At 56.1% G+C, this 13,285-nt stretch carries 8 protein-coding genes and 2 pseudogenes; 9 read left to right on the forward strand and 1 reads right to left on the reverse strand.

All coding sequences use genetic code 11. The features are described 5' to 3' along the window. Positions 1–183 precede the first annotated feature (183 nt). The gene (locus AQUI_RS29600) at positions 184–1,170 is read left to right on the forward strand and encodes a helix-turn-helix domain-containing protein (protein WP_084294182.1); all 987 of its coding nucleotides are present in this window, start codon (positions 184–186) and stop codon (positions 1,168–1,170) included. A 208-nt stretch (positions 1,171–1,378) separates the two neighbouring features. On the opposite strand, the gene AQUI_RS0101115 is transcribed toward AQUI_RS29600, so the two are convergent. Continuing rightward, positions 1,379–2,281 (reverse strand): LysR family transcriptional regulator, encoded by a 903-nt coding sequence (locus tag AQUI_RS0101115; protein WP_027255893.1) that lies wholly within the window; start codon positions 2,279–2,281, stop codon positions 1,379–1,381. Between the two features lie 111 nt (positions 2,282–2,392). Here AQUI_RS0101115 and AQUI_RS0101120 point away from each other — a divergent pair, with 111 nt between their 5' ends. The 8 genes and pseudogenes from AQUI_RS0101120 to AQUI_RS30505 form a co-directional block, all read left to right on the forward strand. Then, positions 2,393–3,571, forward strand: coding sequence for a pyridoxal phosphate-dependent aminotransferase (locus AQUI_RS0101120; protein ID WP_027255894.1), 1,179 nt, complete (start codon positions 2,393–2,395; stop codon positions 3,569–3,571). A gap of 84 nt (positions 3,572–3,655) precedes the next feature. Continuing rightward, positions 3,656–5,158, forward strand: a complete 1,503-nt coding sequence (gene amaB / locus AQUI_RS0101125; RefSeq protein WP_027255895.1) for an L-piperidine-6-carboxylate dehydrogenase — start codon at positions 3,656–3,658, stop codon at positions 5,156–5,158. Continuing rightward, on the forward strand, positions 5,148–6,431 hold the full coding sequence (locus tag AQUI_RS0101130) for an NAD(P)/FAD-dependent oxidoreductase (protein WP_027255896.1): 1,284 nt from the start codon (positions 5,148–5,150) through the stop codon (positions 6,429–6,431). Before amaB ends, AQUI_RS0101130 begins: the two co-directional genes overlap by 11 nt. 33 nt (positions 6,432–6,464) lie before the next feature. Continuing rightward, positions 6,465–7,859 (forward strand): 2-oxoadipate dioxygenase/decarboxylase HglS, encoded by a 1,395-nt coding sequence (hglS, locus tag AQUI_RS0101135; RefSeq protein WP_035919436.1) that lies wholly within the window; start codon positions 6,465–6,467, stop codon positions 7,857–7,859. Beyond that, complete coding sequence (locus tag AQUI_RS0101140; protein WP_027255898.1) at positions 7,859–10,771, forward strand: FAD-binding and (Fe-S)-binding domain-containing protein; 2,913 nt, start codon at positions 7,859–7,861, stop codon at positions 10,769–10,771. The genes hglS and AQUI_RS0101140 overlap by 1 nt, the downstream gene beginning before the upstream one ends. Positions 10,772–11,474: 703 nt before the next feature. Next, the gene (locus tag AQUI_RS26670) at positions 11,475–12,200 is read left to right on the forward strand and encodes a cytochrome b (RefSeq protein ID WP_051371730.1); all 726 of its coding nucleotides are present in this window, start codon (positions 11,475–11,477) and stop codon (positions 12,198–12,200) included. 377 nt (positions 12,201–12,577) lie between these two features. Beyond that, positions 12,578–12,838: pseudogene (locus tag AQUI_RS32380) on the forward strand (IS701 family transposase); the annotation flags it as partial. After that, positions 12,825–13,067: pseudogene (locus tag AQUI_RS30505) on the forward strand (transposase); the annotation flags it as partial. The pseudogenes AQUI_RS32380 and AQUI_RS30505, both read left to right, overlap by 14 nt. Positions 13,068–13,285 lie beyond the last annotated feature (218 nt).

Raw genomic sequence — 13,285 nt, forward strand, 5'->3', positions numbered from 1 at the left:
TTTCAAGCACTTTATCTCCGCCATATTCGCCGCTAAGGCTCTTTCCGGCTGCCAGACAGATCAAAATCTGTCAGCCGAACTCGAGAACTCCACAGTTCATTGCTGGGAAAGACGGATACCTAAAAGGAGACAAACTTCGAGCCTTTGTCTTGACACGCTGATCGCCGCTGCGGATTTATAGGCATGACTTCCCGCTCCCGAAGCTTCCAGAAATCCTTTGGAGAGATTGCTGCGATTGCATCTTCGTCTATGCCGCGTGACACGCAAACTCAGGAAATCGTCGCCAGTTTGAGCCGTGAAATACCTGTTGTCGCAGTAAATTTTCTGATCGCGTCACACGACAACAGTCTTCAGTCAAGGTTCTCCTCCGGGTACAGCCAACAAATGGTGGCGCATCTGGAAACGAATTCCTACCAGCGTGAACTCTCCGCACTTGGGCTATTTTCCCTGACAGGCTCTCTTCGGTACAATGATGTTCGATGGGATGAAAAGCCGGGGCTTAAAGTGCTCAGTGATTGCATCCGGGGAGAGGGGCATGGCGACTGTGTCACAACACCTCTCGTAAGTTCTTCCGGTAGGCTTGTCGGATTTCAAAATCTTTCATTGGCGGAAGCTGGCCTTATCGACAATGACGTAAGGTCCTTTCTGGATGATATTTCGACTACCGTGGCGAACCTTCTGGATCCGGTCTCGTTTCGAAACCTCGTTTCCCAAGACTACAGCGAGCCCCAATCAGTCTTCGCAATTGATCACACCGGTGCGGTTCTAACGCTTCGAGGAACTGAAGCTGGATGGCGCGACAAGAATGGTTTTCTGAAAACGGCAAGAGCAAAGGCCGGAGCGGGCGCGTCCAATTGGATTGTCCGCTGCAGGGACGGACTGCATTCTTTCCGTCTTTGGAATGCAGGCGTCCAGCAACTCGGGAAAGACGGCAACCACCTCATCGTGTGCGACTTGGGGGTCGTGTCGCTACCACTTACTTTGCGTGAACTAGAAGTTGCCAGCTTAGTCGCGGAAGGCTACCGGAGTATTGACATCGCGCAACAGCTTAAAATCACTAGGCGAACCGCGAATGCACATGTGGAAGCAATCCTGCAGAAGCTGGATGTTTCCAATAGGGCGGCCGCTGCCGCCGTGATCGTTCATCACGGCTGGCGATTACTTTGTTAGCGGCACCAAGGCGACTGGAGCCACTCCACATCCAGCAAGCGCGGGCCTAGGCAGCGCACCGGTGCATTTTCGGCGCTGCCCGAACCCGCCTCTTTAGTGACGGGTGGACACTCCCGACAATTTTGAAAGTCCTCGCCGATCCGATTTTCCGTGGAAATTGGGTTGCGCCTGCTGCATCGCGGTTGACTTGCCTGCCGCATCCTTCGCGTCAACGCTTCGGAGCGTCGCCGCACTCTGTGGCTATGAGCCACTCAATGAGTTGTTCTAAAGGCGATCTTGGGGCCCGCGATTTCGGCCAAACCAGATAATACCGGTGAGGCAACTCCATCGCGTTCTCAAACGCGCGGACCAATTTGCCGTGCTTGACCACCTCTGTCGCAAGGAACTCGGGCAACAATGCTACACCAAACCCGAGCGAAGCGGCCTCGGCCATAGTGGTGAACTGGTCGAAGAGCATCCCGTGCAGTCTTCCAGCAGGGCAGGAGTGGTGCTCGAACCAGTCCTCCCAGGCACCGGGTCGTGATTCGAGGTGCAGTAAGGGCATCTCTAAAAAACTCTCTGCGGCGACTGGACGTGTAGAGATCAGGTCAGGTGAGCAGACCGGAACAACACGTTCCCGAGCGAGTTCCAGATACTCGACTCCTTGCCAATCGCGCCGGCCAAAGTGAATTGCTGCATCAAACTGTTCACGGTTGAAGTCGAAAGGAGCCAGCCGGGTTCCCAGATTGACGGTTATGTTGGGAAACTCGTGGCTGAACCTTCGTAGTCTTGGTGCGAGCCAATGTGTTCCAAAGGCCGGGAGGGTGGCGAGAGACAAGCTGCCTCCGGAAGGGTTCGCTTTGATCTTCAGTGAGGCGCGGGCAAGTGCCTCCAAGCAGTCTCGGACGGAATTCGCATAATCAATCCCCGACACCGTCAGGGCCAAACCCTGACCTTGGCGCTCGAACAAGGCTGTTCCAAGCTGTTCTTCCAGAACCTTCAGCTGCCGACTTACCGCTGAGTGTGTCAACGAGAGCTCGTTTGCTGCTGCGGTGGCTGTCCCGAGGCGTGCTACTGCCTCGAGCGCAAGCAAAGAACTGATCGACGGCAGGAAGCGGCGTGGCGCTATCATGTGAGTTTTCCTCCAGACCCTGTGATCACAAGTCGTTTTTAATATGACCATTATCAGTATTTAAGTGTCGGATAAAGAAAACGCTGTGAAGGTCAAAGGGCGCCAACTGCTATGAACGCATCAACTGATTTCCGCCGGGCGCAACGTATCGCCTCGGTTGAATTGTCCGAAATCGTCCGCCTTTCAGAGCAGGCTGCGGCATTGCGCAGAGCGGGACGAGACGTGATCGTGCTGTCTACCGGCGAGCCGGACTTTCCGACTCCGGCACCCGTGGTTGAGGCCGCGCATGCGGCGGCGTTGGCTGGGCAAACACGCTATACAGCCACCGCTGGAACGTCTGAATTGCGCGATTCTGTTGCAACCAAGGCCGGCGTCACCCGGGCCGAGGTTCTGATCTCGGCCGGTGCGAAACAGGTGCTGGCCAACGCCATGCTCGCCACGCTCGATCCCGGTGACGAAGTTCTCATTCCTGCACCATACTGGTCGTCTTACACGGAGATCGTGAAAATGGCCGGCGGCCGGGCGGTTGTCGTGCCATGTTTGATGTCTGATGACTTCAAACTTTCACCGGAGGCGTTAGAGGCGGCGATTACGCCTAAAACCCGCTGGTTGATGTTGAATTCGCCCTCCAATCCGACCGGCGCCGTCTATTCCACTAATGAAATCCGGGCGTTCGCCAAGGTTCTCGAGCGTCATCCAAACATCTGGGTAATCTCGGACGAAATCTATGAACATCTCAGCTATGTTCCGGTCACGTCGTTTCGGGATGCCGCGCCGGATTTGATGCACCGGACCTTGATTGTGAACGGGCTGTCAAAGGCTTGGGCGATGACAGGCTGGCGTATTGGCTGGGGGATCGGCCCATCCGAGTTGATCGAGGCCATGACGGTCATTCAGGGGCAAGTGACGTCTGGGGCGTGTTCGATTTCGCAAGCGGCGGGATTGGCTGCCTTGAACGGTGACGATGGACTATTGAAGACCCGTCGCGACGCCTTTCGAGCGAGACGCGACAAGACAGTGGCGGGATTAAATGCGATCCGAGGGTTTCGGTGCCCACGACCGGATGGCGCTTTTTATGTATTCCCGTCGGTCACGCGAGTGATGGAGCGAGGTGGCTTTCCTTCGGACGGTGCGTTTTGTTCTTGGCTTTTGGACAAAGCTGGTGTGGCCGTCGTGCCGGGCCGGGCATTCGGCTTGGGCGGGCATGTTCGAATTTCCTTCGCCTACGCCGATGACGAACTGACTGAAGGTATCGAGCGGATCTTCGGAGCCGTCGACAAACTCGGCTGAGATATTCTTTCAAAATCCGACAATCGGAATTGGGACAACCGGAGCGCTATGTCGCTCCTCTAACAAGATATGGAGAAAACACCCATGCCTCACAATGACGTGCTGAACGCGGCGGGCTTCGACGAGGCTGATCTGGCGGGTGGTTCGCTGACTGTTCGCTCACCCATCGATGGCGCGGAGGTTGCTTGCATCAAGGAAACCGACCCCGCGGAGATGCCGAAGATTATCGCCCGATCGCAGGCGGCGTTCAAGACGTGGCGTAACCTGCCAGCGCCCCGCCGTGGCGAGCTTGTGCGTATGATAGGTGAAGAACTGCGCGCTGCTAAAGAAGAACTCGGCAAGCTCGTCACGCTGGAAGCTGGCAAGATCCGGTCCGAGGGGCTTGGCGAAGTTCAGGAAATGATCGACATTTGCGATTTCGCAGTCGGCCTGTCTCGGCAGCTCTATGGCTTGACCATCGCCTCGGAACGCCCTGGCCACAAGATGTCGGAAACCTGGCACCCCATGGGGCCCTGCGGTGTGATCTCGGCATTCAACTTTCCCGCCGCTGTATGGTCTTGGAACGCGGCGCTGGCTTTGGTTTGCGGAAATTCGGTGATTTGGAAACCTTCGGAGAAGACCCCGCTAACCGCTATGGCTACGATGAAAATCGTGGAACGTGCTTTGGCCCGCTTTGGCGACGATGCACCCGACGGCTTGCTGCAATTGATAATCGGCGGCGCCGAAATCGGCGAGGCGCTGACCGTGTCGAAGGACGTGCCAATTCTTTCGGCCACCGGATCGACACGCATGGGCAGCATTGTCGGCCCCAAGGTTATGGCGCGCTGGGGACGGCCGATCCTTGAACTGGGCGGCAACAACGCAATGATCGTTGCACCTTCGGCGGATCTCGACATGGCCGTACGGGCAATCATCTTTTCGGCGGTAGGAACTGCGGGGCAGCGTTGCACTTCGCTGCGCCGCCTGATCGTCCACAAAACAGTCAGGGATGAGTTGGTGGACCGGCTCGTCAAGGCGTACGCCTCTCTTCCAGTGGGGGATCCGCGCGTTGCCGGCACGCTTGTGGGGCCCCTTGTCGATGCCGCGGCAAGCGACACGATGCTACGCGCGCTCGATGTGGCGAAATCCGAAGGCGGGACGGTGTTTGGCGGTATGGTCGTAGCCGAGGGAGTACCTCCAGGCGGTGCTTATGTCGCTCCGGCGATCGCCCTCATGCCCGCCCAGACGGACATCGTGAAAGCAGAGACCTTCGCTCCGATTCTATACGTAATGGAATACGAGGCACTTGAGGAGGCGATTGCGTTGCAGAACGATGTGCCTCAGGGGCTGTCCTCCTGCATATTCACGCTGAACATGCGTGAGGCCGAAACGTTCCTCTCGGCCCAGGGCTCGGATTGCGGGATTGCTAATGTCAATATCGGGCCATCTGGCGCAGAAATCGGTGGTGCCTTCGGTGGCGAAAAGCAGACCGGGGGGGGGCGTGAAAGCGGATCGGACGCCTGGAAGGGCTATATGCGCCGTCAGACTAGCACGGTGAATTACTCCGCGGATCTGCCATTGGCGCAAGGGGTCAAGTTTGACTTTTGATCGTCGTGAAAACCTCTGGTCGGTGACCTGTTCTGAAGATCCCGGAGCAGGCCCTCTCGACCGAGATCTGTCCGTCGAACTGGCGGTGATCGGGGGCGGTTTCACGGGAACCTCGGCCGCCCTTGAAGCCGCTAGCCTTGGTGCCTCGGTCGCGGTGATCGAAGCAGAGGAGTTCGGCAGCGGCGGATCTGGTCGCAATGTAGGACTGGTGAATGCCGGGCTTTGGCTGCCGCCGGATGCAGTCGTTTCGAAAATGGGTTCCGGTCCCGGTCGCCGGCTTCTGTCGGCTCTCGCGGCCGGTCCCGAACAGGTCTTTTCCCGTATCCAGACCCACGCGATCGACTGTGATCCGGTGCGGAACGGAACCCTACATTGCGCCCATTCGGCTGGAGGTTTTCGCGAACTGCAAAACCGCTATCGGCAAGGCAAATCGATCGGCGCGCCGGTTCAACTGCTGTCCGCCGAGGAAACCGCCCGCCGTACGGGAGCAGCTGGTCTGCATGGGGCGTTGTTCGATCCCCGTGCCGGTACAATCCAGCCGCTGGCCTATTGCCGGGGCCTGGCGCGCGCAGCCCGACAGGCCGGAGGCCATTTGTTTTCCAGAACACGCGCAACTGGTCTGAACCGGATCGGTGGCGTGTGGCAACTGGCTGTGGGGCCGCACAAGATCCGCGCCAAAACCCTGCTATTAGCGACGAACGCCTATCACGAGTTTCTTTCTGGGTCATATGATCCCCAGTTTGTTTCGGTGTATTTTTCGCAGTTCGCGACCCAACCTCTACCCGGACATTTGCTGCGGAAGCTGTTGCCCGGGGGCGAGGGCTGTTGGGACACCGCGCTGGTGATGAGTTCCTTTCGGACCGACGCGGCCGGGCGTCTGGTATTCGGCGGGATCGGTAATCTGCAAGGGCCGGGAGGGGCGATCCACGCGTCTTGGGCCTCTCGGAAACTCAAACGCCTGTTCCCTCAACTGGCCGGGGTATCGCTGGATCATGCTTGGCGCGGCAAAATCGCGATGACCAGTGACCATATTCCGAAGATCGTCGAATTCGGCCCCGGCGCATATGCCTGTTTTGGGTATTCCGGCCGCGGAATCGCGCCGGGAACGCTTTTTGGGTCCGCCGCCGCTCGTGCGTTGTTGACCGGGAGGTCCGAGGATCTCCCAATCGCTCCGATCCGGCATCATGCCGAACGCTTCAAATCCGTGCGCGCGGCATACTACGAATTTGGCGCCACGTTCACCCATGCCGTCAAGCCAATCCCGTTGCGATAGGCGCGACGCTCACTTATCCTGAAGGAACACCTAATGTCTCAACACATGCATCCAGATGACATTCGCACGCTGTTTTCTCGCGCTATGTCAGAAATGTACCGCAAAGAAGTGCCCCAATACGGCGAGTTGATAGACTTGGTGAACGAAGTCAACGAAGCTACGCTACGCGCGAATCCGAAGCTCAAGGTAAGGCTGGAAGCCGCCGGTGAGCTGGACCGTCTGGATATCGAACGTCATGGAGCAATCCGCGTCGGCACGGCAGAGGAACTTTTCAACATTCGCAGGATGTTTGCCGTCATGGGGATGTATCCAGTCGGCTATTATGATCTGTCGGTGGCTGGGCTGCCGGTACATTCAACCGCGTTCAGGCCGACTTCCTGGACGGCCTTGAAGCGCAACCCGTTTCGAATCTTCACGTCTTTGCTGCGCCTGGACCTTCTCGAAGATCGGGACTTGGCGGAAGCTGCGGAAGCGATATTGGCTGAGCGCCAAATCATTTCAGGTCGCGCGTTCGAATTAATCGCTCGGGCCGAGGAAAACGGCGGGTTGACGGGGCAAGAGGCCAAAAGGTTCGTCGGCGAGGCGCTGGAAACCTTCCGCTGGCATTCTCAAGCTACAGTGAGCGCGGAAACATACGCGCGACTCCACGAGGCGCACCGGCTGATAGCAGATGTCGTCAGCTTTCGAGGCCCGCATATTAACCACCTGACACCCCGGACGTTGAACATCGACGCCGTACAAACTGGAATGCTGGAGCGCGGCATTACCCCCAAACTAATCATCGAAGGGCCGCCGAAACGTGCTGCTGACATCCTCTTGCGGCAGACATCCTTCAAGGCCTTGGAGGAAGCCATCGTATTCGAGGGCGCGGATGCCGCGGGCAAGCACACGGCGCGGTTCGGCGAAATAGAACAACGGGGCGTAGCCCTGACGGCAAAAGGGCGTCAGCTTTACGACGAAACCTTGGCTGCGGTGCGACGTGATCCAGAAGTGGCCGAAAACAGCGGAGACGCTGAGGCCTACACTTCTACACTAAAAAAACACTTTTCTGCTTTCCCGGACGGTTGGGCAAACCTGCGCCGTGAGGGGCTGGCGTTTTTTGACTACCAAGTGGCAGAGGACGCCTGTTTCCAGGGCCACGCGGATAGCGTTGATGCCTTGCTCAAGGCTGAAGCTCTGGTCGCTACTCCCCAAGTCTACGAAGATTTCTTGCCAGTTTCTGCCGCTGGGATTTTCAGGTCAAACCTGGGTAGTGACAACCATTCCGGCCATACCGGGCGCGCCAATCAATCAGCATTCGAAGCGGCACTGGGAACGGCCGTAGCGGATGAAATGGCGATCTATGCACGTCGAGAGGCCGAGTCGTTGAAAGCGGCACTGGAAACGCTCGGGCAACGCCACCTTTTCGTCTCCGACAAGGCTGCGTAATGGTCGAAGTGGCGGACATGACTTTCCCTGAAAACGACATGGCGGAGTTCCAAAAGGCGCTTCAAGCCGAAGGGTACCTCGGCGAGGTGGCGCAGGATTATGCGACCCGCACGGTGTTCGCCACTGACAACTCAATCTATGAACGGCGACCGCTCGCAATTCTGTATCCGCTCGATCCGGAGGATTTGAACCGGATCATGCGAGCGGCGCATTACCATGCGATCGCCTTAACGGCCCGCGGCGGCGGTACGGGAACTAACGGGCAATCTCTGACAGACAGCGTTATCGTCGATTGCTCGCGTCACCTTACCCGGATCGAGAGTATAGACCCAGAAAGCCAGATCGCGGTGGTGCAACCCGGCGTTATCCTAGACCAGTTGAATCGCGCTGCTGGCGAGCATGGGTTGTTCTTTGCGCCTACTGTTTCGACCGCCTCGCGGGCCACTTTGGGCGGCATGGCTGCAACGGATGCCTCTGGCAAAGGCTCTAGGGTGCATGGCCGCACGTCTGATCACGTTCTGGCAATGGATGTCGTGCTTTCGGATGGGAGTAATTGGCGGGCCGAACCGCTTGCCCCAGAAAGCCTGGACAGGGTCTGCGCCCGCTCCGACCTGCCGGGAGCGATCCACAGAGAGGTTCGAAGGGTTCTGAGCGCAGAGGCCGAGGAAATAGCCAGGGTTTTCCCCACGATGAACCGCGGGCTGACGGGCTACAATCTGAATCAGATCTTCGATTCCAAGGGACGATTCCGTCTGTCCAAATTGCTGTCTGGATCCGAAGGAACCCTGGCCTTGACCAAGAGGATGACGGTTCAGCTGACCCGAAAGAAGGCATTCCGCGCGTTGATGATCGTTTCATATGACGATGCACATATGGCTTTGGTGGACGTTCAGCGTCTCGTCGAGGCAAAACCATTGGCCATCGAATTTATCGATGACAAAATCGCCGAACTTGCACAACAGGATCCTGTCTGGACCGACATCGAGGCGGTTTTGTCGAATGAAGAAGCTCGCCCGGTTCGGGGGTTGAATTTCGTTGAGGTGCAGACCGACAGCCAGGACGCGTTGGAGGAGGCAATTACGAAACTTGCGGAACTCGGTGGAAAGCGGCCTACCGCATTGATCTGCGAAAGGGTCGTGCAGGACCAGGGCGTGATTAATAGGCTCTGGGACTTAAGAGCCAAGTGTGTCGGGCTGCTTGGACGGATGGATGTTTCGCGCCAGGGAACCCCTTTTGTGGAAGACGCCGCCGTACCGCCCGAGAAATTGCCGGAATTCGTCGCCGGCATGCGCGAGATCCTGGACCGGCAGGGTTTGGCGTACGGAATGTTTGGCCACGCGGATGTCGGCTGCGTTCACGTCCGGCCGGCGCTCGACATGCGCAATCTACAGGATGCTGCCAAGATACGCCCGGTTTCGGATGCAGTCGCGAAACTGGCGCGGGAAAAAGGCGGGCTGATCTGGGGGGAGCACGGCAAGGGCGTTCGGAGCGAATACGTTCCTCAAGTCTTCGGACGGCGTCTTTACGAGGCGCTTTGTGACATCAAAGCTGTTTTCGATCCGCACAACCTGCTTAATCCCGGAAAAATCGCGGCGCCACGATCAGAGCAGAAATTGCTTGCAGTCGACGCGGTTCCGTTTCGCGGCAGCCATGATGCGGCCATATGGGACAGATACATTTCCGGATTTGAGAAATCTGTGTCTTGTAACGGAAACGGCCAATGCTTCAACATCGACTTCAACGATACGATGTGCCCGTCCTACAAGGTAAGTGGTGACCGGCGCCTTTCGCCGAAAGGACGGGCGGCCCTGATACGCGAATGGTTGCGGCTTCGATCGGTTTGCGCTTCTGGCGGGGCTGACGCAACCGAAGCAAGAGATCTACTGCCCGAACTGGAACAGCGACTTTGTGACAGCCTGGAGAAGTGCCTAGGATGTAAGGCCTGTGCCTCCCAATGTCCCGTCAAGGTGGACATCCCGGACATGAGGTCGCACTTCTTTGAAGTCCTCTATCAGCGCCGGCGGCGGCCACTCAGGCATTATTTGCTTGCGGCAATGGAAACTTGCGCACCCTTACTCAGGACGTTTCCTGGATTGAGCAACTTGTTACTACGGAGTGCCAGCGGCCCTCTGCGTGCTTCAGGGCTCGTAGATTTGCCGCGGGTTCGTCCCGCCTACAGCAGGCGACACTTCCTCCGACGAAGGCAGAAGTCAGCCGCCGCCGTCAACCTGATCGAGGACAGCTTCAGCGGCACGTTTGATGGCGCTGTAATCGACACGGCAGAACAACTCCTGCAAAAGCTGGGCTACCAGGTTTTTCGCACCCGCCCCCAATCCAACGGGAAAGCATTGCATGTGTTGGGAATGCGTAAGGCCTTTGCGCGCGGCGCAAAAAAGGCGATCGCTCGTATCCGCTCTCTCGAAAAATCGGGGGTGCCGCTGCTCGTTCTGGAGCCGTCGGTGCATTCTCTCTGGCGTGACGAGTACCGCGCTTTTGGCGCCAAGGAGGGAAGCGTTTTGTCGCTGGACATGTTCCTCTCCGCAGAGATCGCAAAGGGCCGTCTTTCCGCTCGCCCGCAACTAATGGAGAACAGGCCTTTCCACCTGTTTACCCACTGTACGGAGAAAGCGTCCGATTCTCGCGTCGCCTCCCGCTGGCAAGCTATTTTCGAACATTTTGGTCTTACTGTTGAGCCGCAGCAAACAGGATGTTGTGGGATGGCGGGAAGCTTCGGGCACGAGGTGGAAAACCTGGATACCTCGAAGCGGCTCTATGATCTGTCCTGGCGCGAAAAAGTGGAATCGGCACCCGAGCGAGCTATGGCAACGGGCTTCTCCTGCAGGTGCCAGACAGAACGATTCTCTGGCCGGAGAGTGCGTCATCCAGTCGAATTACTTGCCGAGATACTCTAGCGGCAGAAAAGTTTTTCATAATACCAACACGGCAGGTGCGGGAACTGTACCGCGTTCGAGGCCTATCGCAATGCGCGAAAACGCCCCTCTACCAGGCTGCGGGAGCCTGTTATGTTCTGGTTCAGCTCTGTTTATGAGCCAAGATCGCCGCGCTTAAATTGTCAATCGGCCCTTTAATTGCAGATCTTCGTCAAGCTTATTTCGCTGCCCGTGCCGGGGTCATAGTCCTTTTCGAGGTCATGGCCTCATATTGTTGTTCGGGGCGGATGCGAAAAACCAGTCAGCGAGCCCCTAAAACCGGCAACGGTCTTTCGTCAGTGGTGATGTTCTGTTTGGTGCCGCAGGTCAAATTGCCCAAACTGATCCGCTTTAAGCCGGAGGTCATCAAATGGCCCAGGCGTTTGCCGGAATGTGTCCTGCGGCATTAGCTAGAGCGATGACTTTAAAAATGTCTAGGGTTTGTTGACAACTGTCGACTTGCAATGACAGCTGCGACGAGATTCCGGTTTGCCGCATTGCTGGCGTCAGTTTTGTCATAGCGGGTTGTGATTCCCTGAAGCTCATTCATTTTTGTAAAATAGTTCTTAACAAGATTCCGCCATCAGTACATTTTCTGGCCGTACTTTCTTCTTGACACTCCAGTCTGGGAATCTTTTACCCTGGCGAAGATGTAGTAAAAACTATCGTGAGGAAGGAAAGAGACATGCAGCAATATGCATTGCCTCTCAAGGTTGTTCATTTTTGTGTTGCCTTTTTGGTGCTGGGGCTTTTGACCTTGGGGCTATATATGAAGGGTATTCAGGTCGTTGAGGACTTGATATACTATTACGACCTTCACAAATCACTTGGCGTGTTACTGCTCGGGCTAATGATTGTCCGGATTGTCATGCGTAAAATCTTTGGGGCGCCTGCCAAACTGGAAAATCATTCAAACCTGGAGTTTAGCCTTGCAAGATTAGTGCATTTTGCGTTTTACGCGCTTTTGGTTGCGATGCCAGTTTCTGGTTGGTTGATGTCAAATGCGGCAGGGTTTCCTGTGAATTTTTTTGGGTTATTTGCACTGCCGAGTTTATTAGGTAAAGACGATGAACTCATGGCGACTTTACAAGATGTTCATTTTTTAATCGGCGCTATTTTATTTGTGATGATAGCGCTTCATGTTATCGCGTTAGTGAGGCACCATTTTTTTGACAAGGATGAGACATTGGGTCGAATGACTTCTTCAAAACTTAATAATGCCCTGGGGGGTGGTTTTATTGCGGTCATTTTGGTTGTATTATTGTTTATCGTTTACCTATGGGTTTCCGGTCTTGGTGCGCATAGCGACGCTCACGGCGACGCTCACGGCGACGCTCACGGCGACGCTCACGGCGCGGCACATGAGGCTGCTCATGGCGAAACAGAGGGGCAAATGCAAACACATAATTAAAATGACTTTTAGATTCAGAACTTAAGGGGGGAGAGTTATCTCTCCCTTTTCTATTTTCCCATATTTCCTTCGGGATGTATGAGATAGCTGCCCGGCCTCAACGCCCATGGGACATATTGAGAGGACTGATTAACGGAGGATTTCTGGTTTATCATTATGACGATGAGGAATGATGATTTCCCGTGGTCCAAAACATTGAGGTCGTTGAGATGGATGGATTTCAAGAAATACCATGGGAAAGTCGGTTGCGATCAGAATGTGTTATAGCCGCTGCTGATCGGGGCCGATTTTTCAGCCAATGCACTAGGGTTAGTACTACAATTGCGTTTGTTTTGGATTTCTGATTCATCTTTCTCTGGGATTGGGAGGGATGAGTCATGTCTGTTTCGGATTGGGCGGGCAGCGTTTCAGATTGGTCGCATGCACTTGAAGGCTTGAAGGATGTCATCGCCCCTGCGTTCAAACGTTCTGAACAACGCGCCTCCGCGGGCGTGTTCATTGATGGCCTGTTGTCTGGAGCGGAGCGCAAGACGGGCTGGATGCTGGCGGAAGAAGCCGGGTTGGCGCGGCCCTCTCGGATCCAGTCTTTGCTGGGACGGTCATCCTGGTCAGCGGATACGCTGTGCGAGCGGGTTCGGAGAAGCGTTAAAAGACAAAGAGATACTCGCATGCATTCCTGACCGGAAACAGCGGAAGGAGGCGGTGAAATACGACCAGCGCCGCAATCGGATTGAGATCATGTTCAGCAGGCTGAAGGATTGGCGGAGCGTCGCGGTCCGATACGGCAGGTTCCCGAAGGTCTTCCTATCAGTCATCGCTCTACATTGTAGGCAACTTTTCTGGCACCGAAGGCTATGTCAGCTATGACTCTGCTGTTTCCTATGAGGCCGAGGGGTGGAAGGTGACAACCGGTGTCCGGTACACAGACATTGGCAGTGCAGATTCCGCGATTATTTCGTTCACCGGCAACGACGCATTCTCAGCGGGCGTGAAGATCAGTAATAGCTTCTAAAGCCGCCTTAAAAAATCGCGCCGTAGCCGTTCTGTGAGCCATCTGTTCAGGCTCACAGAACGGCTACATCACA

The sequence above is a fragment of the Leisingera aquimarina DSM 24565 genome, assembly GCF_000473165.1.
GTDB lineage: Bacteria > Pseudomonadota > Alphaproteobacteria > Rhodobacterales > Rhodobacteraceae > Leisingera > Leisingera aquimarina.

Coding starts and splice junctions, on each gene's coding strand:
- amaB (WP_027255895.1), top strand. CDS start 3,656: ATGCCTCACAATGACGTGCTGAACGCGGCGGGCTTCGACGAGGCTGAT.
- AQUI_RS0101140 (WP_027255898.1), top strand. CDS start 7,859: ATGGTCGAAGTGGCGGACATGACTTTCCCTGAAAACGACATGGCGGAG.
- AQUI_RS26670 (WP_051371730.1), top strand. CDS start 11,475: ATGCAGCAATATGCATTGCCTCTCAAGGTTGTTCATTTTTGTGTTGCC.
- AQUI_RS29600 (WP_084294182.1), top strand. CDS start 184: ATGACTTCCCGCTCCCGAAGCTTCCAGAAATCCTTTGGAGAGATTGCT.
- hglS (WP_035919436.1), top strand. CDS start 6,465: ATGTCTCAACACATGCATCCAGATGACATTCGCACGCTGTTTTCTCGC.
- AQUI_RS0101120 (WP_027255894.1), top strand. CDS start 2,393: ATGAACGCATCAACTGATTTCCGCCGGGCGCAACGTATCGCCTCGGTT.
- AQUI_RS0101115 (WP_027255893.1), bottom strand. CDS start 2,281: ATGATAGCGCCACGCCGCTTCCTGCCGTCGATCAGTTCTTTGCTTGCG.